This window comes from Flavobacterium sangjuense (genome assembly GCF_004797125.1).
GTDB classification, from domain to species: domain Bacteria; phylum Bacteroidota; class Bacteroidia; order Flavobacteriales; family Flavobacteriaceae; genus Flavobacterium; species Flavobacterium sangjuense.
In genome coordinates this window covers 671886-698080 of record NZ_CP038810.1, presented here as the reverse complement: position 1 = coordinate 698080, position 26195 = coordinate 671886, and the positions used below count along the sequence as shown (strand labels likewise).

The 26195-nt window shown below is 33.2% G+C and carries 24 protein-coding genes; 7 read left to right on the top strand and 17 right to left on the bottom strand.

Going from position 1 to position 26195, the window contains the following annotated elements; all coding sequences use genetic code 11:
* Nucleotides 1-154: 154 nt before the first annotated feature.
* The 4 genes from GS03_RS03060 to GS03_RS03045 are packed head-to-tail and all read right to left on the bottom strand — an operon-like array spanning nucleotide 155 to nucleotide 3662.
* Entirely contained in the window at nucleotides 155-1123 is a 969-nt protein-coding gene (locus GS03_RS03060) for an NAD-dependent epimerase/dehydratase family protein (protein ID WP_136151103.1), read from the bottom strand.
* A gap of 58 nt (nucleotides 1124-1181) precedes the next feature.
* Nucleotides 1182-1922, bottom strand: coding sequence for a WecB/TagA/CpsF family glycosyltransferase (locus GS03_RS03055; protein ID WP_136151102.1), 741 nt, complete (start codon nucleotides 1920-1922; stop codon nucleotides 1182-1184).
* A 31-nt stretch (nucleotides 1923-1953) separates the two neighbouring features.
* On the bottom strand, nucleotides 1954-2913 hold the full coding sequence (locus GS03_RS03050; protein ID WP_136151101.1) for an NAD-dependent epimerase/dehydratase family protein: 960 nt from the start codon (nucleotides 2911-2913) through the stop codon (nucleotides 1954-1956).
* A gap of 11 nt (nucleotides 2914-2924) precedes the next feature.
* A complete protein-coding gene (locus GS03_RS03045; RefSeq protein WP_136151100.1) occupies nucleotides 2925-3662 on the bottom strand; it encodes an FkbM family methyltransferase in 738 nt (245 codons plus the stop codon).
* 318 nt (nucleotides 3663-3980) lie between these two features.
* On the opposite strand from GS03_RS03045, the gene GS03_RS03040 reads away from it, so the two are divergent.
* From GS03_RS03040 to GS03_RS03025, 4 genes are all read left to right on the top strand, one after another.
* Entirely contained in the window at nucleotides 3981-5264 is a 1284-nt protein-coding gene (locus tag GS03_RS03040) for an MATE family efflux transporter (protein ID WP_168710258.1), read from the top strand.
* A complete protein-coding gene (locus tag GS03_RS03035) occupies nucleotides 5257-5994 on the top strand; it encodes an FkbM family methyltransferase (protein ID WP_136151098.1) in 738 nt (245 codons plus the stop codon). The genes GS03_RS03040 and GS03_RS03035 overlap by 8 nt, the downstream gene beginning before the upstream one ends.
* 99 nt (nucleotides 5995-6093) lie before the next feature.
* A complete protein-coding gene (locus GS03_RS03030) occupies nucleotides 6094-7275 on the top strand; it encodes an O-antigen ligase family protein (protein ID WP_136151097.1) in 1182 nt (393 codons plus the stop codon).
* Between the two features lie 21 nt (nucleotides 7276-7296).
* Nucleotides 7297-8379: a glycosyltransferase gene (locus GS03_RS03025; RefSeq protein WP_136151096.1), complete on the top strand. Its 1083-nt coding sequence runs from the start codon at nucleotides 7297-7299 to the stop codon at nucleotides 8377-8379.
* Between the two features lie 2 nt (nucleotides 8380-8381).
* On the opposite strand, the gene GS03_RS03020 is transcribed toward GS03_RS03025, so the two are convergent.
* Nucleotides 8382-8903, bottom strand: a complete 522-nt coding sequence (locus GS03_RS03020; protein ID WP_136151095.1) for a hypothetical protein — start codon at nucleotides 8901-8903, stop codon at nucleotides 8382-8384.
* A gap of 178 nt (nucleotides 8904-9081) precedes the next feature.
* On the opposite strand from GS03_RS03020, the gene GS03_RS03015 reads away from it, so the two are divergent.
* Nucleotides 9082-10332 carry an O-antigen ligase family protein gene (locus GS03_RS03015; RefSeq protein ID WP_136151094.1) on the top strand — a complete coding sequence of 417 codons (1251 nt, stop codon included), beginning with the start codon at nucleotides 9082-9084 and terminating at the stop codon, nucleotides 10330-10332.
* Here GS03_RS03015 and rfbD read toward each other — a convergent pair.
* From rfbD to GS03_RS02975, 8 genes are read right to left on the bottom strand one after another with little or no spacing between them, the layout of a single operon-like run.
* Nucleotides 10324-11169 (bottom strand): dTDP-4-dehydrorhamnose reductase, encoded by an 846-nt coding sequence (rfbD, locus tag GS03_RS03010; RefSeq protein ID WP_136151093.1) that lies wholly within the window; start codon nucleotides 11167-11169, stop codon nucleotides 10324-10326. The two genes, GS03_RS03015 and rfbD, sit on opposite strands and share 9 nt — an antisense overlap.
* On the bottom strand, nucleotides 11163-11714 hold the full coding sequence (rfbC, locus tag GS03_RS03005) for a dTDP-4-dehydrorhamnose 3,5-epimerase (RefSeq protein WP_136151092.1): 552 nt from the start codon (nucleotides 11712-11714) through the stop codon (nucleotides 11163-11165). The genes rfbD and rfbC overlap by 7 nt, the downstream gene beginning before the upstream one ends.
* Nucleotides 11715-11717: 3 nt before the next feature.
* A complete protein-coding gene (gene rfbA, locus GS03_RS03000) occupies nucleotides 11718-12575 on the bottom strand; it encodes a glucose-1-phosphate thymidylyltransferase RfbA (protein ID WP_136151091.1) in 858 nt (285 codons plus the stop codon).
* Nucleotides 12576-12581: 6 nt separating this feature from the next.
* A complete protein-coding gene (locus tag GS03_RS02995) occupies nucleotides 12582-13589 on the bottom strand; it encodes a hypothetical protein (protein WP_136151090.1) in 1008 nt (335 codons plus the stop codon).
* A gap of 9 nt (nucleotides 13590-13598) precedes the next feature.
* Entirely contained in the window at nucleotides 13599-15293 is a 1695-nt protein-coding gene (locus GS03_RS02990; protein WP_136151089.1) for a DUF6909 family protein, read from the bottom strand.
* A gap of 42 nt (nucleotides 15294-15335) precedes the next feature.
* A complete protein-coding gene (locus GS03_RS02985; RefSeq protein ID WP_136151088.1) occupies nucleotides 15336-16211 on the bottom strand; it encodes a carboxypeptidase-like regulatory domain-containing protein in 876 nt (291 codons plus the stop codon).
* Nucleotides 16212-16217: 6 nt separating this feature from the next.
* The gene (locus GS03_RS02980) at nucleotides 16218-17705 is read right to left on the bottom strand and encodes a GH3 auxin-responsive promoter family protein (protein ID WP_136151087.1); all 1488 of its coding nucleotides are present in this window, start codon (nucleotides 17703-17705) and stop codon (nucleotides 16218-16220) included.
* A gap of 1 nt (nucleotide 17706) precedes the next feature.
* On the bottom strand, nucleotides 17707-18576 hold the full coding sequence (locus GS03_RS02975) for a M23 family metallopeptidase (RefSeq protein ID WP_136151086.1): 870 nt from the start codon (nucleotides 18574-18576) through the stop codon (nucleotides 17707-17709).
* Between the two features lie 169 nt (nucleotides 18577-18745).
* On the opposite strand from GS03_RS02975, the gene tatA reads away from it, so the two are divergent.
* Nucleotides 18746-18931: a twin-arginine translocase TatA/TatE family subunit gene (gene tatA, locus GS03_RS02970; protein ID WP_136151085.1), complete on the top strand. Its 186-nt coding sequence runs from the start codon at nucleotides 18746-18748 to the stop codon at nucleotides 18929-18931.
* A gap of 56 nt (nucleotides 18932-18987) precedes the next feature.
* On the opposite strand, the gene GS03_RS02965 is transcribed toward tatA, so the two are convergent.
* Genes GS03_RS02965 through rpiB form a run of 4 tightly spaced genes read right to left on the bottom strand, consistent with a single transcriptional unit; the run spans nucleotide 18988 to nucleotide 23282 of the window.
* Complete coding sequence (locus GS03_RS02965; RefSeq protein WP_136151084.1) at nucleotides 18988-21111, bottom strand: Tex family protein; 2124 nt, start codon at nucleotides 21109-21111, stop codon at nucleotides 18988-18990.
* A 2-nt stretch (nucleotides 21112-21113) separates the two neighbouring features.
* A complete protein-coding gene (locus GS03_RS02960) occupies nucleotides 21114-21935 on the bottom strand; it encodes an NAD(P)H-hydrate dehydratase (protein WP_136151083.1) in 822 nt (273 codons plus the stop codon).
* 4 nt (nucleotides 21936-21939) lie between these two features.
* Nucleotides 21940-22848: a cation diffusion facilitator family transporter gene (locus GS03_RS02955; RefSeq protein WP_136151082.1), complete on the bottom strand. Its 909-nt coding sequence runs from the start codon at nucleotides 22846-22848 to the stop codon at nucleotides 21940-21942.
* Nucleotides 22849-22850: 2 nt separating this feature from the next.
* Nucleotides 22851-23282: a ribose 5-phosphate isomerase B gene (gene rpiB, locus GS03_RS02950; RefSeq protein ID WP_136151081.1), complete on the bottom strand. Its 432-nt coding sequence runs from the start codon at nucleotides 23280-23282 to the stop codon at nucleotides 22851-22853.
* Between the two features lie 732 nt (nucleotides 23283-24014).
* On the opposite strand from rpiB, the gene rnr reads away from it, so the two are divergent.
* Nucleotides 24015-26195, top strand: coding sequence for a ribonuclease R (gene rnr, locus GS03_RS02945; RefSeq protein ID WP_136151080.1), 2181 nt, complete (start codon nucleotides 24015-24017; stop codon nucleotides 26193-26195).

The following is a 26195-nucleotide window of genomic DNA, read 5'->3' as shown; positions in this document are numbered from 1 at the left end:
TATTTTTGTATCAATGGCAAGTTATGATTTTTTATTCTGTTATTAAAAATATTTGACAAACAAATATGTGTCAAATGAATTTAACGAATTAAACCTCAAAAAAAAGCCCCAAAACCCTTCGGGTTTTGAGGCATTAATTATGCTATCCTGCTTTTTATTTTTTTACTTCAACCTGAATTTGACTGTCTATCCAGGAATACGTTTTTTTCATTCCGTCAATCAAAGATAAAGAAGGTGCCCATTGCAGTTTTTCGAACAATAATTTATTATCTGAATTTCTTCCTCTTACTCCTGTTGGTCCGGGAATGTTGTTGATTTTTAATTTTTTTCCGGAAATATCAATCGCCATCTGTGCAAAGTCATTGATGGAAATCATCTCTTCTGAACCAATATTAACAGGTCCTGTAAAATCCGAATTCATTAATCTCATAACTGCTTCAACACATTCATCAATATATAAGAAAGAACGTGTTTGTTTTCCGTCTCCCCATACCTCTATGCTTGTTCCGTCTTCTGCTTCGGCTGCTTTTCTGCACATAGCTGCCGGTGCTTTTTCCTTCCCTCCATTCCAGGTTCCCTGAGGCCCAAAAATATTGTGAAATCTTGCTATTCTAACTTCTATTCCGTAGTTTCTATGATACGATAAATAAAGTCTTTCGCTGAATAGCTTTTCCCAGCCATATTCACTATCAGGAGCTGCAGGATATGCTGAATCTTCAGAACATTTAGGGTTGTCCGGATCCATTTGGTTATACTCAGGATACATACAAGCAGAGGAAGAATAGAATATTTTCTTAACTCCTTCTTTTTGTGAAGCGCCCAGTACATTAAGATTACATAGTGCAGAGTTATTCATTACATCAGCATCATGATCGCCGGTAAAAATATAACCGGCACCGCCCATATCTGCTGCTAATTGATAAACTTCATCAATTCCTTTTACTGCTTTTTGGGCAACAACCGGATCTCTTAAATCTCCTAGTATGAATTCATCCGAATTATTGTTACCGTATTCGTTTTCTTTTAAATCGACTCCTCTTACCCAATGTCCTTCTGATTTTAATCTATTTACAAGGTGTCCTCCAATAAACCCCCCTGCGCCACATACTAGTATTTTCTTCATTTTTAATTGAATTATTCTTTTTTCAAGGTGCGAATTTATGAATTATTTTTATAAGTTATTAGTTATTAACAGTTACCTTATTCGATTTATTAATTAAAATCATGTTTAAAAGCTTAAAGCCACTAAAATATCTGGGGATAAACACCTTTGGATTTGAAATACATCGCAATAACCAACCCATATAAATATAATCTACCCAACCTGGCATGTTTACCTGTCTGCCTGTTTTAAAAGCCAATGCTGCTCCTGTACACAAAATTGCCGGAGAATAAGACAGCTTGTGCTTTAAAAACAAACCAAGCTTTTCTTGGGTTCCGCCACCAATGTTGATAAAAATCCATTTTGGCTTTTGAGCTTCTATTAATGTCAAAAGTTTAGTGTCTCTGACATCTCCATTATAAAATGGCGCGGTATAAATATCTTTTTCTTCTATTTTTAACCCTTTACTATTTAAAAAATCCTTATTTATTTTACCATCAACATCCGAAGGGTTCACTAGAAAAAAAGTGTCGTCTTTAAATTTGTTTATGTTTTCGACAAAAAAATTGATGAATTCCAAACCTGAAATTTTGTTTATTTTACTTTTAAAAAATGTATTCCAAATTAATATCATATAACCACTATCCGGAATTACTATATCGGACTCGAGCAAAGCATCATAATATTCTTTATCGTGAGCAATAGTTACAAGAGCCGGAGCAGCTGGTACTGTAAGCAGACCGCCTTTGTTTTTTAAAAATGTAAATACCTCTTCTGTTTTTCCTTTAAAGAATTGAATTCCTAAAATTTGAATTGTCATTGAAAGTATGTTTTTATCTATATCAAATATTTTAATTTTTCTTTAACCAGGAAGCAGTCATTGAAACTCCTTCATCTAAAGAATAAGGTAATTTACCGCAAAGCTTTTCCAGACTTTTGGTATCGTAAACCATATTTGTAATTAAATTATTTAACCTGAAAGTAGTTAAAGGTGGATTTTGCCAGCCTATTTTTTGCAGTAAATCTCCTGCCTTTGATACGATTTTAAGAATTGGCATTGGCAATTCCCTGGTTTTTTTTATCCCAAATTCATTAGAAACCATATCGGCCCATTCTTTTAAATCGAGCGGTGGATAATCCGTAAGATAATAGGTTAACTCTAAATTTTCTTTAGGTTCAAATAGTATTTTTTCAAGTTGAAAAACGGTATTTAATACAAATCCGAATGATTTTTTTGGGTAATTGCCTTTAGGCAGAAAGAACAATCCTTTTCTCACGGTATCAAAAAAAGTACGATATGGGATTTCAAAATAGGGTCCCCAAATAGATGTCGGCCTAACCAAAACATAATCGTGGTTTGCATAAGCTTTTACCTTTTTTTCACCTATAACTTTGCTTTCACCATACAAATTTGGGGGACAATAATCATCAAAGTTTTCAGGAATGTAGTCTATTTTGCAAACCATTCTGCTGGATGCATAAATTGTTCTTTTAATATTTGGAAACGTATTAATGATATCAATTATGTTTTGAACACCATCTGTATTGGCTGCATAACCGGCTATTGATTTATTCTCATCTAAATCAGTTCTCGCAGCTAAATGAACAACGTATTCAGGATTAAACTCAGTAAAACAGGATAAAACCTGATCCTTATTTAAAACATCTCCTTTTATCCAATTTTTGATAAACTGTCTGTTTTTTGGCTCTTTAATGTCAAAATTAATTACTTCGTGGTTTTTTGAACAAAAATACTCAACTAAATTAGTTCCTATAAAACCTGATCCTCCAGTAACAATTATTCTCGCCATCTTTTTAATTCTTATCCTTGAACTTTTTTATACAATAAATCAATTTCGATATACTTGTTTTTTGCTCCCAAGTTAAAATCAAGCATGTCAGACAGCTCAAAACCTTTACTGTTTAGATAATTATTGACCTGAGTAAATGTAGGCTGATTGACATAAAGCTGTTCCAAATTGGCTTCAATCAAAATGTAATCGAGATTATTAAGCGTTTTTTCTCCTCCTTTCAGAACTTCCAGTTCATAACCCTGAACATCCAATTTTAACAGCGACGTTCCTTTCTCCATCTCATCAAACAATGAAAGTGAATCTAAGGTTTTTATCTCAACATCTATCTGACTCAAACCATTCCCTTTTGGATAATGAACGTTATCTGTACTAATATTTAATACAGAACTGATGTGGCCAAACTCATTTTGGTTGAACTTTATTGTTCCCGATTCGTTGCCTAATGCTAAATTGTGAGTGGTTATATTTTCTTTCCCTTTAAACATCTTTTCAATTTTTGGATAAAGGTTTGGAAGCGGTTCAAAAACATGCATTATTGCATTTGGAAAATGAAAACTGGCCACCTTTGAGAATTGTCCTGAATTAGCCCCTACATCAATAATATAATCTAAATTAGGTACCGTTCTCTTTAAATTAGTAACGATTTCAAATGATGAAAAAGAAAATATTTTTCCTCTAAGAAAATAGAGAAACCATTTTGATTTTCCAACAATGAATATCTGTTTTATTAAGGTCTGGTATTTCATTTTTATTATTATTTGAAGCTTTAAATTGTCTGTATTTTAAAACCGGTGCAAGATATAATAAAACCTGAATATTACCTCTTTTATAGATAATTTTTTAGCAGAAAACACTAAATTCTACTGCCTTTTTCATTTAAAAAATCTGGCAAAATTCAACACAAATTGAAATGTATTAATAAGCTGACTTGAAAAGTTTTCAAGTATTTATGATTACATTTACCACTTAATTTTTTCAGGAAATATTATTCTAACCTCAAATTATATAATAATCACCTAATGCTAACTACATTAATTAGGAAAATTACCAGCAACCACCTCGTAATGAGTGGCTTATACAAGGGTGTTTCCGGTCTTTCCTTATTTATTTCGATACCAATTTTAATCAGTTATCTGGGAGATACCGACTATGGTTTATGGGTATTGGTTTTTGCACTTTTTCAATGGGTTTTATTAATGGATTTTGGGCTGGCAAGTGTTTTAAAAACTAAGGTGCCAATTCTAATTCATGAAAACAGGCAGGATTTGCTTAAAAGCTATTTAAAGTCAACCTATAAAATAACCGCTTACATTGCTCTGTTTTTATTTGTCTTTTTTTTGGTATTGATTTTTATCATTGATTTAAAGACTTTTCTGAAAATACCCGTTCACTCCTCAATGTTTGTCAAAAAGCTATTTGTGATTAACATGTTCTTTTTTTGTTTAAACTTTTTATTCAATGTCCATAAATCATTGTTTGTGGCTTTCTTAAAAGGAAAATATGCAGAACAGTCCATTGCTGTAAATCAAATCTTGTTTTTAGCTTCACTTGGGGTTTTAATACTAATCGCTCCAAATATTCCCAGCGAAGACAAACTGATGATTATTACTTTATTGAATGGTTTATCCTGTTTTTTAGTAAACTTTTTATATACTTTATTTTTCTTTTACAAAGAGGAACTAAACTTAAAGACTACGGTTAAAACTTCGAAAGAATTTTTAAAAGAAATTATTGTTCTTGGAACAAAATACATGATAATTCAAGTTGGTTTGCTGTTTGTTTTTTCTTCAGATAATTATATTCTTTCCAGTGTTTTTGGGCCAAAAGATATTGTGCCTTATGAGATCGTGAATAAGTATTTCCAGTTTCCGATAATGATTATGCTTGCAACACTTTCCCCATTATGGTCAATGTTTGCTAAAAATTATGTGCAGAATAAGAAAGCAGTATTACTTGCTTCATTCAAAAGATTTAATCTTTTATTCATAATCATGTTTTTGTTTATTGCGCTCATCTCACTGATATGTCCCTTTGTCATTTCAATTTGGATAAAAGATAAAATTACGTTGCCGAGTGGATTGATATTATATACTGCAATAGCAACCCTTTTTCGGGTTTTTGTTACCTTTTATACATTCTTCTTAAATGGAATTGGTAAATTAAACAAGTATATTATACTTCTACTTTTAAGTGTGTTTTTAAAAATTCCGTTATCCTATCTTTTTATACATCTTAATTTTGGTATTAATAGCGTTGTTATCTCTACGGTTATTATATTACTAATTTGGGTAGTCTTTATACCTCTTGAATGTTACAACATAATTAAAAAAATACCCTCAGATGAATAATTTCTTATACAAAAACAAGCGTTTTTTACTTATAATTAAACGTAAATTTAATGCTTTCATAGGGTTAGAAATTATCAAATACCCAACTCCTGAGTTGGATCGAAGAATAAAATTACTAAAACACTATAATATCAATGTAATTATAGATGTGGGTGCCAATATTGGTCAATATGGAAGCGATATGAGGAACATTGGATACAAAGGCCGTATTATTTCCTTCGAGCCAACATATGAAGCGTTTGAAAAACTGTGTAAAACTTCAAAAAACGATCCTAACTGGGAAATTCACCATTGTTCATTAGGCGAGCGCGATGGAAAAGCAACTATCAATATTTCTAAAAACTCCGTGAGTAGTTCTTTATTGGAAAGTTTACCTGAATTAAAACAAGGGGGGCCAAACACTTCTTTTATAAAAAAAGAGGAAGTTGATATTAAAAAACTAGACTCAATCTTCGACACTCTGAACGTTGAGGGTCAAAATATTTATCTGAAAATGGATACCCAGGGTTATGAAAGCTATATTTTGGATGGTGCTAAAGAGTCCCTTAAAAAAATCTTAGGGATTCAACTGGAAATGTCACTAATTCCTTCCTATGAAGGCGCAATGACTTTTCTGGAGATGACATCAAAATTAAACAGTCTTGATTTTAAGCTTGCAACTATTGAAAGTGGCGTCTATGAAAATGTTTCAGGAAAACTAATGGAAGTGGACGGTGTTTTTTATAAATAAACTTAATTCTTTAATAATACTGGTTTGTGTATGACGGAATAAAATATACCAACCGAAATCGTAATCATTCGTATATTTGGCTTTACAAAAAACAAATCAATGAAAATTTCAATAAAAGACTATCTTTTATATTCCTCTGTATTTGCAATATTTACCGAAGCTTTCTTTTTCAATTTTATTATTGATTGGAAATTATTATATCTAATTATTTTCGTTAATTATATTTTATTATTTAAGATTAAACAAGTAGTTTTAAATAAGTACTTTGCTCTTTTACTGCTGTTCTTTTTCCTTCACGGACTTATTACTTATACTATTATCTGGATTCCTTATAATTACATGCTTTCTCAAATTCTGGGAATAGGTATAGTAGGTGTTTACTATTACAACTTTACATCTTTATACAAGCCTGCTGAAATAGTTAAGGTGTATGTTAAAATGTGTCTGTATGTGGCAATCATCGGATATGTCTTTTACTTCATGGGATTAAATTATGCTGACGGCAGATTAAACAGCATTTTTAAAGAACCTGCACATTACGTTATAGTTGTAATACCAGCCTTTTATTATTATTTTAAAGAAAAAAAATATATCCCTTTTCTATTAATTTTCGGAACCGTTATTTTGTCTGGTTCTTCCCTTGGTTATGTAGGTTGCGGGCTTTTATTAATAATTCCGAATTTAACCCCAAAAAGGATCAGATATCTTTTTGGCATGCTCCCAATTGTAGTTCTGTTATTTTATTTTGCATATAATGAATTGCCATTTTTTAAGCTAAGGGTTGATGACACATATCGTTCGTTGAATGTTATCAATACAGGAAAGTTTGACAAAGACACGAACTTAAGTTCTTATGTTTTGATTAGTAACATTTTCATTGCCAAAGAAAATGTAACGGATCATCCTTTAGGTAGTGGAATTGGAAGTCATCACTATATGCATACCCAGCGCTATCTAAAAGAAATGAGGCCTCCTGAATATTTAAGAAAACAAGGGCGCCACGTTGATAATTCTTTTGATGCTAACTCATTATTCACAAGGATTGTTTCAGAATTTGGGCTCATCGGATTTATATTGATTATTTACGTTCTTTTAATTGGCGTAAAATGCTACGAATCCCCCACCTTGTATATGGCTCAGGGAATATATATTTACTTCCTGTTAAAATTATTCCGGGACGGGCATTATTTCCCGCCGGAATTATTCTTTTTCATCTGGCTTTTTTATTTTTCTTTTAAGGAATATAAAGCCCAGAAACTTAATAGTGACAATCAATCCTAACTAAATTTATTAAAAAAAGCTGTGAAGAAAATATATCATATTGCAGAAAGTGTAACATTGGAAAGCGGTGGTGTCAGAACCGTTTTGGAAAATCTTAATAACTATCTCAATGCCAATGGAAAATTCTCCTCAAATATTTTGGCAAATCAAATTGAAGATGCAGATCCTCACCATCATTTTCCTTCAAATAAATTTAAGTTCTGGGGATATTCATCCGACTTGGAATCTTTCCTAAAGTCTAACATAAAACCTGAAGATTTAATTCATTTACACGGCGTATTTATGCATGCTCAATATGCTACGAGCAAGTTTGCTAATAAAAGCAATATGCCATATGTGATTACCCCGCACGGAATGTTAGAGCCTTGGCACCTGAAAGACAAGCAAGTCAAGAAGAAAGTGTATATGGCTTTACTTCTCAATTCAATCTTAGCTAAGGCAAAAATAATCCATGCCATTACGCCTTTTGAAAAAGAAAATCTCTATAAACTGACCAAGCACAAGAATATAATTGAAATTCCTAATTTCATCAAATATTCTGATTTACCTAAAATTAAAGCTTATAATCCAGATGAGGAATACCTTCTCTTTTTAAGCAGGCTGCATCCTAAAAAAGGACTAGATATCTTAATCGAGTCTATGGGTAAGATTGAAGACAAAAAAATAAAACTAAAAATTGTCGGGTCTGAAAATAGTTACTCAGATGCTTTGAAAAAAATAGTTCAAAAAGCTGGGCTCGAAAACCGTATTGAATTTTTAGGCGGCGTTTTTGGTGATAAAAAGTTTGAACTATTTGCAAACGCAAAAGTATTTGTCGCACCTTCTTATTCTGAAGCAATAGGTATGGTAAATTTAGAAGCGGCAGCATGTAAAACGCCTGTAATTACTACTTTTAATACCGGTATAAGCCCAGAGTGGAACACAAATGGCGGAATTATGATAAATCCAACTTTAGAAGAACTGACTCATGCTATCAATTCGGTAACAAATTGGTCAAACGAAGAAAGATTTTCTCGTGGAGAAAATCTTTCAAATTTTGTATTAAATAAATACAGCTGGGAAAAAAGAGGTTATTTATGGAACGATCTTTATTCCTCGTTGTAATTTTATTTTGCTAAAAGTGCCTCTAAAGCATCACTACCAACTATTCTTGGTGGATATTCTTGGTCAAATAATAAATTATATCTCAAATTCTTTTCATCCCAAGTAAAGGCTGTTCCAAAGTTGAAATACTTTATAAAAGCCATATTCCTTCCGTTCACAATCTCTTTTCCATTGTTTAATATAGAAATGTCTGTAAGCTTTAATACCTTCTGCTCTTTGTTAGTACTTACATCTATTTGAACATTATCGCATTTTTCTCCTAATGGAAATGGAATATTTAACATTTGTGAGTTAGGCTGCCCTTTTACTGCGTACTTTGTTGGATGATCATAATCCCAATACCCATTTTTTTTGTAAACAAATGAAAGCTCGTCATCTTTTTCATAGATTGCATTCATTACAACCGAAAAATTATCTTTCGCTACAACTTCTTCTGCAGGAACATCGGAATCATTTTTCTTGTCTTTTCCACAAGAAGATAATAATAAAGATCCGCCTAAAAACAATACAATTAACTTTTTCATTTTATAAAAATTTATTGAGCAAATATATTATAAATTATATTATATCATATATTTGATTTCAAAAATGTGAACCCGTTTTTATTGGTTTTTTTGCCTCCCGAATTGAGGAAAAATATTTTTTAAAAGCATTTCAAAAATCATTTAACCATATAAACTACTTCTTTTACCATCATCAAAAATGAAAAAAATTTCGTTAAAATTATTTCCCTTATTAATTTCAATATTATTTGTTTTTCCAATTTTAAAAGAAAGTTTATCAAGTTTTATTGTCATCATTATATGTGTTAACGTTATTATTTATAAGGTTTCTGCCAAAGATTTTTCTTTTTTTGAATCCAAAACATTGCTTCTTACCATTCCTTTTTGGATTATATTTTTCCGCTCTTTATTTTCAGACAACTATGCAATTAGTATAGTACATATTCAACATGCTCTTTTCTTTTTAATAATACCTGTTTTTTTCTCATTAATACCTTCTCAGTTTTTTGATAAGCAAAAGCTTAATTTATATATGCTGATTTTGAAGTTAACCTGTTTGCTTATAGCAATCATATATATAATTAGCTTCTTTTATGATTACTCCGTAGCAGAATTTTTTATTGTATTTCAAAATGTTTCTAGTTTTAGAAGTTATATATATTATGAATTTAAGATGTTTGTAATACATCCTACTTATTACACAGCGCTTCTTGTTATATGCTCTGCACATTCATTTGATTTAATTTTGAAACAAAAAAAATACTGGGAGTCTGTATTTATAGTTAGTTTTTTACTCATATCATTTCTATTGCTAACCAGGCTAAACATCGTTTTACTTATTTCAACTTTGATTTTGATGATCTTTTTAAGAAGTGGCTTAAAAGTAAAGCAAATGATAGTCGTTTCTTCATCAATGATTATTTTATTGACCGCTCTTGCAGTCTTAACCCCTGGTATTAAGTATCGATTCGTAGAGCTTTTCCAAAGCTTTAATGTAAAACCCGAAAATGTTTCTTATGATTCAACAAACATCCGAAAAGCAATCTTTGATAGCTCTATTGCCATTGCGAAAGAAAATTGGGAGTCTGGTGTGGGATTTGAAAATCTACAAAACAAATTAAATGATACTTATAAAGAAAACTATGACTCATCATTTTATGCAAATCAAAATTACATGACTCATAATTATTATTTTTATATTTTCCTGTCGTCAGGAATCATCGGGCTACTGTTTTATTTGTTTTATCTTTTTAATATCATCAAAATCTGCCTAAAATCAAATGTCTTTCTCTTTAAAGTATTTTTATTTAACGTATTGATTCTTTGTTGTATAGAAGACTTCTTTTATCGACATTATGGGATATTATATTTTAATTTATTCCTTATCTGTTTTATTCGATATTCAGAGAACCTATCGAAAGAAAATAAGTTGAATAGTAATTTAAATTGAGCTGATTTCTTCTAAGCTTTGTTCCCAAGACTTTATTTCTAAGTCGAATATTTTTTTAATCTTGGCTTTTTCCAGAACACTGTATAGCGGTCTTTTCGCCGGTGTTGGAAAACTGGTAGTTGGAATTGATTTCAAATCGATGCTTATATTGTTGATTTCAAATATTTTTTTGGCAAAATCATACCAGCTGCATTGTCCTTCGTTACTGAAGTTGTAAATGCCAAAAGCATTTTTATTGCTGATTATAATTTTAGCTAAAGCACTCGCTAAATCAACTGCATTTGTTGGTGTTCCTATTTGGTCATTCACTATAGAAATTGAATCTCTTTCGGAAGCCAAGCGCAACATGGTTTTCATGAAATTATTTCCAAATTGTGAATAAACCCATGAAGTTCTGATGATGTAATAGTTTTCAAAAATGGCCTGAATGGCTTTTTCTCCATCTAATTTGGTTTGTCCGTAAACGCCCGTTGGATTTGGAATATCATTTTCCGTATAAGGTTTTGAAGCATTACCGTCAAAAACAAAATCGGTAGAAACATGAAGTAAAACAGTTGAATATTGTTTACAGACCTCAGCTAAATTTTGGGCACCGATAACATTGATTAAATGCGCTTTTTCCGGCTCACTTTCAGCTTTGTCAACGGCTGTATAAGCTGCCGCATTTATGCAATAATTGGGTTTTATTTTAGAAAAAACTGCTTGGCATTTTTCTATATTTGAAATGTCTAAGTCGGTCGAAGAGCAAAAAACAAAATCAATTTCAGGGTAATTTGTCGCAATAAATTGCAAACTTTGTCCTAATTGTCCATTTGCTCCTGTGACTAAAACTACCATGCTTTTTTGGCGTTTTCTATATTGGGTTGTACTTTATCCTTTTCCGAAATAATTAAGTCTTCCGTTGCAAAACCCCAATCAATATTGATGGTTTTATCATTATAGCTAATCCCGCCTTCTGATTCTTTATTATAAAAATTGTCACATTTATAGAAGAAAGTGGCAGTTTCACTCAATACTAAAAATCCATGGGCGAAACCTCTTGGAACAAAAACCTGTTTTTTATTTTCTGCTGATAAAACAACGGCTTCATACTGCCCGAATGTTGGTGAATTGGGTCTGATATCAACCGCAACGTCCAGAACTTCTCCTTGCAAAACTCTTACTAATTTGGCCTGAGCATGTTCTCCGGTTTGATAGTGTAAGCCTCGCAAAACTCCTTTCGATGAAAACGATTGATTGTCCTGAACAAAGTGAACTTGTTGGTTAATGTTCTTTTGAAATGTGTTTTCGTTGAAACTTTCCATAAAATAACCTCGTTCATCGAGGATTATTTTTGGTTCAATAATAAAACAGCCTTCAAGTTTGGTTGGAATAAAATTCATATCTTAAATCAAACTAAGTAAGTGTTTGCCATAACCGCTTTTTAAAAGTGGCTGGGCTAATTTTTCTAACTGTTTTGCATCGATGAATCCCATTCTGTAAGCAGCTTCTTCAATGGCGCCAATTTTTAATCCCTGACGTTCTTCTATTACCTGAACAAATTGTCCGGCTTGCATCAACGATTGAAATGTTCCGGTGTCAAGCCAAGCTGTTCCTCTGTCAAGAATACTTACTTTGAGTTTTCCTCTTTTTAAATATTCTTTATTAACATCGGTAATCTCCAATTCCCCTCTATGGCTTGGTTTAATATTCTCTGCTATTTCAACAACATCATTGTCGTAAAAATAAATCCCCGGTACAGCAAAATTTGATTTAGGATGCTCGGGTTTTTCCTCGATTGAAAGTACTTTTCCGTCTTTATCAAAATCTACAACACCATATCGCTCGGGATCTTGAACATGATATGCATAAATGATTCCGCCATCAGGATTATTATTTGCTAACAACAAATCTGAAAGGCCTGTTCCGTAAAAAATATTGTCGCCAAGAACCAAAGCCACTTTATCTTTACCTATGAATTCTTTACCAATGATAAAGGCTTCCGCCAGTCCGTTTGGATGTTCCTGAACAGCATATTCAAATCGGCAACCCAAACTTTTTCCGTCACCTAACAATTGTCTGAATAATGGCAAATCATGTGGTGTTGATATAATCAAAATTTCACTTATTCCGGACCACATCAAAGTTGACAATGGATAATAAATCATCGGTTTGTCGTAAATCGGCATGAGTTGCTTACTTACCGCTAACGTTAACGGATGCAATCGTGTGCCTGATCCTCCGGCTAATATTATTCCTTTCATAGCAAACTATTTTGATGCCAGTTTTGCAGATTGTTTTCTGTAAAAATTCTTGAACATATTAATACCAATAAAAGCAAAAAACAGGAATAATGGAATTACCAGTTTCATTTTCCCATTTACTCCTTTAGTATTCTTAACATTAATTACACTACTGTTTTTCATTATGATTTGTTCATTGTTCACCAAGTCCATTCTTTGTCCACCCAATTCACCAATAAGATTATTTTTAGTCTTAATGATTTCGTTTAGTTGTGTGTTTTCATTATAGTACACCAACTTATCACTTTTTTGATTGTTCGTTGTTGTTGAAGAAAATTCATTTAACAAATTATCTATCTGTAAAATAATTGCCTCATTTTGTTTCATTTTTGTTTTAATGTTATTTACATACACCTTTTGAACATTTTGATAATATTCGTTGCGGTTTAAATAAGCCATTAAAGGGTCAATAAAGTTTTTATTACCAACCAACCCTTTTGTGCTGATATGAATAATGTGGCGCCCATAATTTTTACTAGTTGTCTTTTCCTTAATTACTTTATTTATGTCGCCATCTTCTGAAAGCAATTTTACTAACTCAAAATTTTGAGTGTTTTGAGCACTATTAGCCATACTCGTGGCACTATTCACAAAGTTATATATGTCTATGATAGGCTCTATTTCTATTTGCCCCAAAGATTTTGGATTTTGGATTCCAATTGATTTCAGGAAAACAGTATCCTGCACTTTAATTTTAGATTCAAGTAGGTCAATTTTACCATATAAATAATCAGTACTCCCAAAATTAGGAGCTACTATTATCTCATGATCATAAGAATTAGATGTTTTATCAAGGTAATAACCCGCCCCTACACCAATGATAAACAAAGAAATAAAAATAACTATATTCCTTTTTATAAATAAAATACCTTCAAAAATAGAATTGGAAATTCCTTCAAAAAAGCTACCAATTTTCTTTGAGATTTGTGACAAATCTATTTCCTGATTGTCATTGTTTTGAGGTGTTGCGCTCATAAAAAATAATTATTTTACGTTAAAAATTTGTTCTAATATTTTAATAGTAATCAAATAAGTAGGCTTCACTCCTGTTGTTCCCAATCCTCCTGAAGCCAATGTGCTTCCTGTTTCTAAAGGATTATCCGAAGCGTAATATGCATATCTTACTTTCACATCTTGTGGAATACTTTTTCTGATTTTTGAAGCTGATTGAATGGCTTTCTGATAATAAGCACCTTCCATTTCCAGTCCGATAACTTCCCAGGTTGACTCATGGAAAAACTTCAATAAATCTTTATTTTGAAGCGATGTTCCCAAAACCGTAACCATTGGTCCTGAACAAACCGGAATTCCGTTTCCTTCAAACATTTCGGCTGTTAATTCATTTTCAAAAGGATAATTATCTGCCGTTCCTTCATTGATGTGTGCAGACGGAATCATGATGTCGCCTTTTCCGCCTTCCAAAATTCCGGCTTTTCCCATTATCGAAACCGATGCTACATTCAGAAAAGTTCTGTTTTTGCCTTCTTTGTATGGTTTTAATAACTCATCAATCGTTTCAAATGCCTGTTCGCCAAAAGCATAATCCATTACAATTAGTACTGGTGCTTCTTTGCCAACTTTTGCTTTTGGAAAGCTGGATTTAGCCCAATCTATTTTGGCCGTGTCAAATAACTGAACATCAATATTAGTTCCCGAAGCGTCATCTGGCAAAGAAATCATTCCCTGTTTTAAGGCGACTTCCTGCACTTTATTTCTAACATCATTGGCTCCGGATTTGCTCAATTCTTCATAAATAAAGAAATCTGATTTGTCTTTGAACTTAGTTTTTAAAACTGTCGTTGCAAAAATCGAATTCATTACACTATGCATATTTGCGCTGATGATATGAATTGGTCTTTCCAAAAGGTTATTAGCCTTCAGCGCTTCCTTGATGTTATTCGCCCAAATTTCTCCGTGAATATGATGTCCTAATCTTTCTCTTAAAATCGGGCTAAACGTAATTGTTCTTTTATTGTTATTGATAACCTCATCAATTGCTAATTTTCCTAACCAATAGATAACGTGCAAAAAGCGATCTGGTTTTTCTTTGGTTCCAAAATCATCGTAAATGGCTAGTACTTCAGAAAAGCTTCTCCCCAAAACATTCGCTGCATGCGAAATCGCAATTTCCTTTTCTTTGAGTGACATTTTTTTGTTCTGCAAAACGGCTTCTTCAAGTTTTTCCCAATCACGGGTTAGTTCAACTTCAAGTTCATCTAGTAAAACTCTGTCTTTAATTTTATGTGATTCAATAAAAATAAAAGTCAAATGCGTCAAAATATCATAAATATCCGAACGTCCGCGTGTGATTTCCACATTCATTTGTTCGTCATCTATTCGGTAGCAATTTCTTCTTCTTTTTGGCGGAACAATTGCTGTAAAATGTGATTTTGAATAGCCTTCGTCTGAAGTTAAATTGATAAAACGACATTCTTCAATGCCTACCGGAAGTCTCTCTATTACATAAAGTAAACCACTTAGTTCTACTTTTTCTTCTGCAATACTTCCGTAAATTTCTGGTCTTAAAGAAAGCAAAGCTTCTCTTAAAGTTTCTCCTGAAACACCCATTGGTTTATAGAAACCTCTGTTGAATAAATGTCTCATGGTAATGTACAATCGTTCGATAGCTGCCGACGATTCTTGCGCTCTTGAGCGCGAAATGTTTTTAATTTCTTTCATTAAATTGTTTTTTCTAACCTGCAAATATAGGCTTTTTGTCGTTTAGTTCGTTAGAATTAGGTTTATTGCGGGTTCGTACACCGACATTTTATCTGATGGATTATTGATGTCTTCCTTCGTTTGACGGTTCCATTTTCCTTTAGAGAAAGTGTAGATAAACTCTCTTTCGACATAATTATAAAGCACGTATGGGAAATACAATTTTTGAATTGTGATTGCTTTTGTATTCGAATCTACAACTTCTTTTTCCAACTTGTTCCTTTCAATTATCAACTTTTCAAAGCCCACAAAGATTCCTGTCTTTGGCATTTTTAAGCCAAAATCAGTCACGTTAAAAAACGTTTTTTTTACCCCTTTTTTTACGGAAACTATAAAGTCTTTGCTCAACAATTCATCGCCGGGCGAACCATCTGCATTAACCATAAAAAAATGTACTTTGAATGACGCACTTTCTAATTGATTGTCGGTAAAAAAGTTTACTTGCTTGATGTATCGCGTCCGTTTATATTTTGCAAGATATGGGAAAAATTTAGCGTCAATTCGTGGTCCGTTTTCAAAAGCCTGATAGGTTTCGTTTTTTACTTTTCCGATTTCAATTTCTCTGGTTTCAAATCTTTTGGCAATAACAACTTCTGATAATTGAAACGCATTTACTTTCAAAACTACCTTTTCTGCTTCGGATGCTTTAACTGTTTTCTTTTCATAGCCCAAAGCTGAAAAAATCAGATTCTTATTTGGCAAACAGTTAATGTTATACTCTCCATTTTCCTCAGAAGTGGTGCTGTTATTTTCATGTTCAACCCAAATATTCACATACGAAATGGGTTTGTTAAATTCATCGACAACGATTCCTTTAACTTGTGCAGAAACTGAAAAACCAAACAACAATACCAACCACAACAATCTTTTTTCTTTCATGTTTTTCTATGCTCTTTTTAACAAATCAGCAATCTTTCTGTCGTTACTCAATCTTGGAATTTTGTTTTGTCCTCCTAATTTTCCTATTGACTTCATATAATCCTGGAAACCGTTTTTTGAAACTTTTGAAATAACTACAGTTCGCAACACTTTACCAACAATTAAATCATAGTAATAGGTATTTTGTTTGCGCATTTCGTTGTCGATTTTCAAGGCAAACTCTTCAAGATTTTCGGGTTCATTTTCAAATTCTATAAACCATTCGTGATATGGCAATCCTGAAGCAGGCGCAATCTGTGGCGCAACGGTAAATTCGTTTACACGAATATTGGAATTTTCCATCGCTTCTTTCAAAGCACATTCGACTTCTTTGCCAATAACGTGTTCACCAAAAGCAGAAATATAATGTTTGATTCTGCCCGAAACAATCAAGCGATACGGTTTTAAGCTCGTGAACTGAATCGTGTCGCCAATATTGTATGCCCAAAGTCCGGCATTCGTAGAAATAATTAAAACATAATTGACATTCAATTCAACTTCGCCAATTGTATAGCGTCTTGGATTTTCTGTAAAAAATTCTTCCGATTTTACAAATTCATAGAAAATTCCCGAATTCAAAAGCAGCAACATTCCTTTGTCTTTCTGCGAATCCTGATATGCAAAAAAGCCTTCCGATGCCGGAAACAATTCGATGGAATCTACTTTTCTTCCGATTAGATTTTCGAATTTGGCGCGATACGGTTCATAATTGACGCCTCCATAAATAAACAAATTGAAGTTTTTGAAAATGTCGCCAACGGATTTATTTCCCTTTTGTTCCAACTTCTCAAAATACATCTGAACCCAAGACGGAATTCCCGAAATCACAGTCATATTTTCGTTGAAAGTTTCTTCAACAATCGCATCAACTTTGGTTTCCCAATCTTCAATGCAATTGGTTTCCCAACTTGGCATTCGGTTTTTTTGCAAATACTTCGGAACAAAATGCGCCACAATTCCGGAAAGTCTTCCGAGTTTAATTCCGTTTTTTTCTTCCAAAATTGGACTTCCCTGCAGGAAAATCATCTTACCATCAACAAAAGCTGTTTTCCCGGTTTCATGAATATAACTTAGTATCGCATTTCGGGCAGCTTCGATATGAAACGGCATCGATTCCTTAGTCAACGGAATGTATTTTGCGCCCGAAGTGGTGCCTGATGTTTTGGCAAAATAAATCGGTTTTCCTTTCCAGAGAATGTCTTGTTCTCCTTTTACAACGCGGTCAACATAAGGTCGTAATTCTTCATAATCTCTAATAGGAACTTGCTTTGCAAAGTCTTCAAAGGTTTTGATTTTAGAAAAATGATGGTCTCTTCCAAACTGAGTAAAATCTGCGGAAGCGATAAGATTTTGAAAAACTTTCTGCTGCGTTTCAATAGGATTCTGAACCCATTTTTGGGTTTTTCTGTGGATTATATTCGCAAATATTTTGGCCGCGACCGATTTTACAGACATATTATTCAAATTCAATAAAAATAGTTGGATCGATTGGATAACCATCTTTCCATAATTCAAAATGCAGGTGAACTCCGGTAGACTCTTGTCCGGTTGAACCAGCTAAAGCGATGACTTCACCTGTCTTTACCACATCACCTTGCGAAACTGTCAACGAAGCGGCGTGTTTGTAAACCGAAATAAATCCGTTGTTGTGTCTTATGATTACAACGTTTCCTGTGTTTGGTGTCCAATCGGCAAAGATTACTCTTCCGCTCATGATTGATTTTATAGGAGTGTTTTTCGCCAAAGCGATATCCACTGCGTAATGTTTTTCTTTTGGATTGAATTTTTCGGTTACCATTCCTTTTACAGGGGGAAATAAAACCGCTGTAACTTTTGGCTTTGCCTTTTCAAAAAGATTGTATTTATCTTCTCTTTCGACCTCCTCCCTAAACTTTAAATCGGCGTTGGAAGGTTTCAATTCTTCTTCAGAAACCGGTTCTGAAACAGCAGCCAAAATGGAATCTTTATTGAATTTTGCATATTCTAAATCGCCTGTTAAAACCTTTTTAATCGATGCGATATAGGCTTCATTTTTTTTCAAAGCATGATTTAAGGAATCCGATTTCAGTGCCAATTCGGTGGCGTCTCTTTTCAATTTTGTCGAAGCATAACCCGGAATATATTCGCGAAGCGGTGTAAAAGCAATGATATAAGTGGTGACAAAAATGATTAACAAGGCGCCAATTGTAGCTACCACAAAAACATTCATCAACGTTAACCGTAGTGAAAAAATTTCTTCAAAAGTGTCTTCGTTCAAAATAACCAAGCGGTTTTTTGTGAAGAGTTTTTTCTTGATTATTTTTCGTTTGAGCCGTTTTTCGGACATGATTGTTTGAATGATTTACAAATATAGAAAATAAGTTGGCTTTGGCTTTTTACTACTAACGATGTTTAACGCATATTTATTATAGTGAAATTCAAAAGAATGTTATTTTCTTTTTACCTTTGTCCAAGTTTTTAAAAATATAATCTGCGAAAGCATAAAATTATAAATCATGGGAAGAATAGGAATGCCTGAAATATTAATTATTCTAGTTGTTGTTTTATTACTTTTTGGAGGTAGAAAAATTCCGGAATTAATGAAAGGGTTAGGCTCTGGAATAAATGAATTCAAAAAAGCAGCCAAAGGAGAAGACGAAGCTAATGCTGCATCTAAAAAAGAAGAAGAGACTAAAAAATAATTTTCTTTACCAAAATATAAATCCCAAATTCTTTATTGAGTTTGGGATTTTTGTTTTTAAAGTATCATCGTCAACTGAATTCGTTTTCTTTCTTCATCAACCTCAACGACTTTTACCTGAACGTGTTGGTGTAATTTTACCACTTCATTCACATCCGAAACAAAACCTGCTTTGAGTTGCGAAATGTGAACCAATCCGCTTTCTTTTATTCCGATATCAACAAAGCAGCCGAATGCTGTAATATTATTGACAATTCCGGGTAAAATCATTCCGGTTCTGACATTTTTTATGGTTGTTACTGTTGGGTCAAATTCGAAAACTTTTGCCGCTTTTCTTGGGTCAAGTCCAGGTTTTTCAAGCTCTTTTACAATATCTTTTAAGCTCAGAATTCCGATTTCAGGAGTTATGTAATTTTCAAGTTTTATAAGTTTGATTTTATCTTTATTGGCAATCAAATCATTGGTTTTTAAACCCAAATCCTTTGCCATTTTTTCCACAATTGGATACGCTTCAGGATGCACGGCCGAATTATCCAACGGATTTTTACCATTGTGGATTCGAACAAAAGCAGCCGCTTGTTGATAAGCTTTGTCGCCTAAACGCGGCACTTTTTTGATTTGCTTTCTGTCTTCAAACGGACCATTTTCGGAACGAAATGCGACTATATTTTCAGCCATTTTTTCTCCAATTCCGGAAACATAACTCAACAGCGATTTACTTGCTGTGTTGATATTTATCCCTACTGAATTCACACAACGCACGACAACAGTGTCTAATTCTTCTTTTAATTTCGTTTGGTCAACATCGTGTTGGTATTGCCCAACGCCAATTGATTTTGGATCAATTTTTACCAATTCCGCCAATGGATCTGAAAGTCTTCTTCCGATAGAAACCGAACCACGAACGGTGACATCATATTTCGGAAATTCATCACGCGCAATTTTGGAAGCAGAATACACCGAAGCACCAGCTTCTGAAACAACAAAAACCTGAACCGGTTTATCGAAAGCTATTTTCTTAATGAAAAATTCTGTTTCGCGGCTTGCCGTTCCGTTTCCGATGGAAATCGCTTCAATGTTATAGGCATTGACCATCGAACGGATTTTCTTCATCGCCATCGCACTTTCATTTTGTGGCTGATGCGGATAAATGGTTTCGTTGTATAACAAATCGCCTTTTTCATCCAGACAAACGACTTTGCAACCTGAACGAAATCCGGGATCAATTGCGAGAATTCGCTTTTCACCCAAAGGCGGCGCTAACAAAAGCTGACTCAAATTCCCGGCAAAAACATCAATCGCTTTGGTGTCGGCTTTGGCTTTGGCGTCTTGCAATGTTTCGTTTGAAATTGCCGGTTCGAGCAAACGTTTGTAACTGTCTTTTATCGCTAATTCGATATGTGCTGTTGTATCGTTGTTGGCTTTTATGATTTCGTTTTCGATAAAATCCAGTGCTTCATCTGTTTCGAAATCAACATTTAATTTTACGAAACCTTCTGATTCTGCCCGAAGCATCGCCAATAATCTATGTGATGGCGCTTTGGAAATCGGCTCTGCCCAGTCAAAATATTGTTTGAATTTCTGTGCATCATCTTCATTTTCCTTTTTCTTTACAACTTTAGTTTCTACAATTGCTTTTCGTTGAAACAAACGACGAAGATTTTTTCGGATGTAAATATTTTCATTAATCCATTCGGCAATAATATCGCGCGCACCTTGCAATGCTTCGTCTTCATTTTTGACTTTGTCATTAAGATATTGAGTCGAAATAAAATCAACATCTTCATTTCTTTGACTAAAGATGATTTTTGCCAAAGGTTCCAATCCGTTTTCGCGGGCGACATCGGCTCGGGTTTTTTTCTTCTTTTTATAAGGCAAATACAAATCTTCTATTTCCTGTAAATCGAAACTTTCTTTGATTTTTTTGGCCAATTCAGGTGAAAGCTGACCTTGTTCATCAATGGTTTTTAGAATAGATTCTTTTCGTTTTACGATTTCATCGTACTGTTTCGAAAGTTTGGCAATCGCTTCAATAACAACTTCGTCCAAGTTTCCGGTTTGGTCTTTTCGGTAACGCGAAATAAACGGTATGGTGCAATCTTCGGAAAGTAATTTTAAAGTTGCTTCAATGCTTTTTGGCGAAGCTGTAACTTGACTTTGAATAAATTGTATGCTGGTCATATTTAGTTTTGAATTTTTTTGAAAGCTTTTCCAAGGTTTTCAATCACATCTGTGATAAGCATGCTTTCTGTGCTTTGCGTTTCTAATGTAATGTCTGCAGCCAATCCGTGGAGATAAACTCCCAAAATTGCTGCCTGTAAAGGTTCGTATCCTTGTGCCAAAAAAGCGGTAATGATTCCGGTTAATGCATCGCCTGAACCGCCTTTAGCCAAACCTGAATTTCCTGTAGAATTTTCAAAACTTTTTTCTCCGTCGGTGATAAAAGTCTTGTATCCTTTTAGAACAATAATCAGCTGTAATTCTTTTGCTTTTGTGGTAGCGGTTTGTCTTCTTTCGGTTTCAGAATCGTGGTTTCCAAATAATCTATCAAACTCTTTTATATGAGGCGTTATGATGGAATTTTCCGGAAGTCTATATACTAAATCGTAATTTTTTGCTGAAATATTCAACGCATCGGCATCAAAAACTATAGGTGATTTGATATTTGATATTAATAATTTCAGAATGTTTTCTGCTGATTTATCCGTTCCGATTCCCGGACCAATCGATACCGCATTATATTTTCCAAAATTATTTTTATCTTCTCTAAATTCAATCATAGCTTCGGGAATTGCTGTAAAAACAGCAAGTCGTTCTTTCTTTGGAATATTTAAAGTAACCAAACCGGCTCCGGTTCTTAGGCAAGCTTTGGCACAAATAATTGCTGCGCCCATTTTAGATTTGCTTCCGGCTATTATCAAAGCATGTCCATGACTGCCTTTGTGTGAATCCGGCAATCTTTTTTGAAATAATTTTTGGATGATATTGATGTCAAGCTTTGTCATAAAATTAGTCCTGAACGATAAAATCTTTTGGATCTTCTTTTTTAAATTCGGGTTGGATATTAATGTGATTGATGTTGAATTTTTCGAACAAAACGATTTCAACCTGCTCTAATAAAACATTGAATTCGCTCATCTTAATATCATTCGAACAATCGAGATGTGCTTCAAGATGCAATTCTTCATCATTCAAATGCCAAACATGGATGTGATGCAGTTTATTAACGCCTTTGATTTTATGCACTTCACGAACTACTTCTTTTATATCGATAAAATCGGGCGTGAAAAGCATTAGCATTTTGGTTGCTGATTTTATCAAATCGTAACTTACATAAATCAGATACAATGCGATCAATAAGGTCATCACGCTATCAACCCAAAACCAACCATAAAATTTCATTAATAAACCGCCAACTAAAACCGCAACCGAAGCCAGCATATCGGTCAATAAGTGCAAATAAGCCGATTTCATATTTAGATTATGCTCTGAATCTTTTTTGAGTAATAAAACCGAACCGCCGTTGACAATAATTCCTAAAAGCGCTAACCAAATAACCAAACCAGACTTAATTGGTTCGGGATGAAATAACCTTGTTGCTGCTTCATAAACTAAAAACAACGCTACAACAATTAATGTTATTGCATTAATAAAAGCAGCTATAAGTTCGGCTCTTTTGTATCCGAAAGTATGGTCAATTGACGCTTTTCTTCGTGATAATTTATGTGCTAATAAGCTAAAAATCAATGACAAAACATCTGAAAAATTATGAAGCGCATCCGAAATTAGAGCCAAACTTCCCGAAATAATTCCACCCACAATCTGAGCAACAGTAATCAATAAGTTGAGCAAAATGGAATAAACCAAATTCTTTCCTTTGACTTCGTGTTTGTGGATGTGAACGTGATTGTGTTCCATTTCTATTGACAGGCGATTTTATTCACTCTGTTTGCGTGTCTTCCTCCTTCAAAATTAGTGTTTAAAAAAGTGTCAACCATTTCAACTGCTTGTTGTATTGAAGTAAATCTAGCCGGAATACTGATAATATTGGCATCGTTATGTTGGCGTGCTAAAGCTGCAATTTCTTTTGTCCAGCATAATGCGGAACGAATACCTTGATGCTTATTCACTGTCATATTAATTCCGTTTCCGGAACCACAAATCACCACACCAAAATCTGCCTTTCCCGTTTCTACATCTATTGCAACAGGATGACCAAAATCGGGATAATCAACACTGTCAAAAGTATCGGTTCCATGGTTTAATATTTCGTATCCTTTTTGTTTTAAAAAGTCAACAATTGCTTTCTTGTAATCCGGACCTGCGTGATCGTTTCCAATTGATATTTTCATGATGTTGTGTATGTAATTAGTATCGCAAATTTACGGAAAGTATTGCTTGTATTTTAGTTTATTGTAAGTGTTTGATTTTTAAAAGATAAACATTTTCTGTGTTTGAGTATTTTTTATAACTATTTAAAAATCATTAAAAAATATGCAACATAAATGTTAAAATTGCACATTGTTGATAGGATTTCGCAATTCATTGATAATCAGTTAACCTTAAATTAACACAAATTGTTAACAACTTTGGATAGAATTTTAGAAGTTTTTTTTGGTTGTGCGGTTAAAAATTGTAATCAAAAACCCAACTGGAAAAAACAAATTTAGTTTGCGAAATTTTTGGAAAAGTTATCAATACAAAAAGATACTTTTTGAACAGAAAATACCAATTAAAGTTATCTACAAAAAGTGTCTTTTTTTAGTTGTGAACAACTGTTAACTAAATCTTAAAAAAGGTTTAAAATGAGCGATTTAATTTCTAAAAACTATGTTGATAAATCGGTATAAAAAAGGATAACTACAAAATCTAATTTTAAAAAATAAAGTTATTGTACAAATCAACATGCTATAATAACCATCATAAATTTAAATTTTTAAATCTTTTCTTTTTGTTGTTTTTAATAAGTGTTGATAACATTCTTCTTTTAAAAGATAAAAGTTATTTTTTAGATAAATCTTAATACTTAATTCTAATATCTTAATACTTCTTCGTAATTTTCAGCATTAATTGAAAAAGATACAATGAGTAAGAAACACAAAAAGTTCGGAAAAAATGAAAAGACCTTTTCCGAAAAGATATTTAAGATACTTTCAAAAAACGCAAATAAACCTTTTAACTACAAACAGATCGCTGCTATTTTAGAATTGGATGATACCAAAAGCAGGAACGAAATTATAAAAGATTTAAAAATCCTGGCCGCTCAAAAACTGATTATTGAATCGGAACCCGGAAAGTATTTAGTTAAAGCTTCAAGCCAGCAATATTATGAAGGCGTTGTGGATATGACTTCCAGAAAAACCGGATATTTTGTTTGCGATGAATTAGAAAACGATGTCTTTATTCCGTTTATAAATCTGAATCATGCTTTAGATGGCGACAAAGTAAAAGCTTATGTTTATAACCGAAGAAGCTCCAGAAAGCCAGAAGCAGAAGTAATTGAAATCATCGAAAGACACAAAACGGAATTTGTTGGTGTAGTTGATATTCAGAAGAATTTCGGATTTGTAACTACAGCGAATGCCAAAATGTACACGGATATTTTTATTCCAAAAAATAAATTAGCCGATGCCGAACATGGTGATGTGGTTTTAGTAAAATTAGAAGATTGGCCTGTAAAAGCAGATTCGCCTTTTGGTTCAGTGATAAAAGTGCTTGGAAAACCAGGCGAACACAATACTGAAATTCACGCCATTTTAGCTGAATATGGATTGCCTTATGATTTCCCTATTGAAGTAGAAGCTTATGCAAATAAATTAGACACTTCGATAACGCAAAATGAAATTGATAAACGTCGCGATATGCGAAAAGTATTGACGTTTACGATTGATCCAAAAGATGCAAAAGATTTTGATGATGCTTTATCTTTTCAGGTCTTAGAAAACGGAAACTATGAAATTGGTGTTCATATTGCTGATGTTTCGCATTATCTAAAGGAAGGAACAATCTTAGATGATGAAGCATACAAACGAGCAACTTCGGTTTATTTGGTTGACAGAGTTGTACCAATGTTGCCTGAAGTGTTATCAAATTTTGCGTGTTCACTTCGTCCGCATGAAGAAAAATATACGTTCTCAGCGATTTTTCAATTGAATGCTAAAGCCGAAGTTTTAGATTCCTGGTTTGGAAGAACAATAATTTATTCCGACCAGCGTTTTGCTTATGAAGAAGCACAAAGTATTATTGAAACAAAATCGGATATAATTCCGGCGGAAATTTCTTTGACCGGAAAAGAATATAAAGTTCCGGCAGAAATTGTAGCAGCGACTTTAAAACAAGATGAATTAGCTAAAATTCTACGTAGAAAAAGAATGGCTGATGGCGCGATTTCGTTTGATAAAGTTGAAGTAAAATTCAATTTGAATGCAGAATCAGAACCAGTTGGTGTTTTCTTCAAAATATCAAAAGATGCTAATCATCTGATTGAAGAATTCATGTTGTTAGCCAATAGAAAAGTAGCGGAATTCATTGGGAAACAAAAGAAAACATTCATTTATCGAATTCACGATGAACCAAACGAAGACAAATTAATCAATCTGCAAACGGTTATTTCTAAGTTTGGTTATGCGATAAACATGAAATCCAAACAAGATATTTCAAAATCATTGAATAAATTATTGAATGATGTCAATGGAAAAAAAGAGCAGAATTTGGTAGATACGTTGACGATTCGAAGTATGAGCAAAGCCAAATATTCCACAGAAAATATTGGGCATTATGGTTTGGCGTTTGATTATTACAGTCATTTTACTTCGCCAATTCGAAGATATCCTGATGTGATGGCACACCGATTATTGCAATATTATTTAGATGGAGGAAAAAGTGTAAATCAGGATGATTACGAAGAAAAATGTGCGCATTCGAGCGATATGGAAGGTTTGGCAGCACAAGCCGAAAGAGATTCGGTGAAATACATGCAGGTAAAATACATGCAGGATCATCAGGATCAGGAGTTTCTTGGCGTGATTTCCGGAGTTACCGAATGGGGAATTTATGTTGAAATCATCGAAAATAAATGCGAAGGCATGGTTCGAATACGTGAAATAAAAGAAGATTATTATACGTTTGACGAAAAGCAATACGCTTTGGTTGGTCAGGCAACGCAGAGTATTTTACAACTTGGTGACGAGGTTTTTGTGAAAGTAAAAAATGCCGATTTAGTTAAGAAACAATTGGATTTCCATTTTATTAGAAGAAATGAATAA

Coding starts and splice junctions, on each gene's coding strand:
- GS03_RS03055 (WP_136151102.1), bottom strand. CDS start 1,922: ATGACAATTCAAATTTTAGGAATTCAATTCTTTAAAGGAAAAACAGAA.
- GS03_RS02985 (WP_136151088.1), bottom strand. CDS start 16,211: ATGAAAGAAAAAAGATTGTTGTGGTTGGTATTGTTGTTTGGTTTTTCA.
- GS03_RS02975 (WP_136151086.1), bottom strand. CDS start 18,576: ATGTCCGAAAAACGGCTCAAACGAAAAATAATCAAGAAAAAACTCTTC.
- GS03_RS02995 (WP_136151090.1), bottom strand. CDS start 13,589: ATGAGCGCAACACCTCAAAACAATGACAATCAGGAAATAGATTTGTCA.
- GS03_RS02990 (WP_136151089.1), bottom strand. CDS start 15,293: ATGAAAGAAATTAAAAACATTTCGCGCTCAAGAGCGCAAGAATCGTCG.
- GS03_RS03060 (WP_136151103.1), bottom strand. CDS start 1,123: ATGAAGAAAATACTAGTATGTGGCGCAGGGGGGTTTATTGGAGGACAC.
- rfbC (WP_136151092.1), bottom strand. CDS start 11,714: ATGAATTTTATTCCAACCAAACTTGAAGGCTGTTTTATTATTGAACCA.
- GS03_RS03020 (WP_136151095.1), bottom strand. CDS start 8,903: ATGAAAAAGTTAATTGTATTGTTTTTAGGCGGATCTTTATTATTATCT.
- rfbD (WP_136151093.1), bottom strand. CDS start 11,169: ATGGTAGTTTTAGTCACAGGAGCAAATGGACAATTAGGACAAAGTTTG.
- GS03_RS03015 (WP_136151094.1), top strand. CDS start 9,082: ATGAAAAAAATTTCGTTAAAATTATTTCCCTTATTAATTTCAATATTA.
- rpiB (WP_136151081.1), bottom strand. CDS start 23,282: ATGAAAATATCAATTGGAAACGATCACGCAGGTCCGGATTACAAGAAA.
- rnr (WP_136151080.1), top strand. CDS start 24,015: ATGAGTAAGAAACACAAAAAGTTCGGAAAAAATGAAAAGACCTTTTCC.
- GS03_RS03045 (WP_136151100.1), bottom strand. CDS start 3,662: ATGAAATACCAGACCTTAATAAAACAGATATTCATTGTTGGAAAATCA.
- GS03_RS02955 (WP_136151082.1), bottom strand. CDS start 22,848: ATGGAACACAATCACGTTCACATCCACAAACACGAAGTCAAAGGAAAG.
- GS03_RS02960 (WP_136151083.1), bottom strand. CDS start 21,935: ATGACAAAGCTTGACATCAATATCATCCAAAAATTATTTCAAAAAAGA.
- GS03_RS03030 (WP_136151097.1), top strand. CDS start 6,094: ATGAAAATTTCAATAAAAGACTATCTTTTATATTCCTCTGTATTTGCA.
- GS03_RS02965 (WP_136151084.1), bottom strand. CDS start 21,111: ATGACCAGCATACAATTTATTCAAAGTCAAGTTACAGCTTCGCCAAAA.
- GS03_RS02980 (WP_136151087.1), bottom strand. CDS start 17,705: ATGTCTGTAAAATCGGTCGCGGCCAAAATATTTGCGAATATAATCCAC.
- tatA (WP_136151085.1), top strand. CDS start 18,746: ATGGGAAGAATAGGAATGCCTGAAATATTAATTATTCTAGTTGTTGTT.
- rfbA (WP_136151091.1), bottom strand. CDS start 12,575: ATGAAAGGAATAATATTAGCCGGAGGATCAGGCACACGATTGCATCCG.
- GS03_RS03050 (WP_136151101.1), bottom strand. CDS start 2,913: ATGGCGAGAATAATTGTTACTGGAGGATCAGGTTTTATAGGAACTAAT.
- GS03_RS03035 (WP_136151098.1), top strand. CDS start 5,257: ATGAATAATTTCTTATACAAAAACAAGCGTTTTTTACTTATAATTAAA.
- GS03_RS03040 (WP_168710258.1), top strand. CDS start 3,981: ATGAGTGGCTTATACAAGGGTGTTTCCGGTCTTTCCTTATTTATTTCG.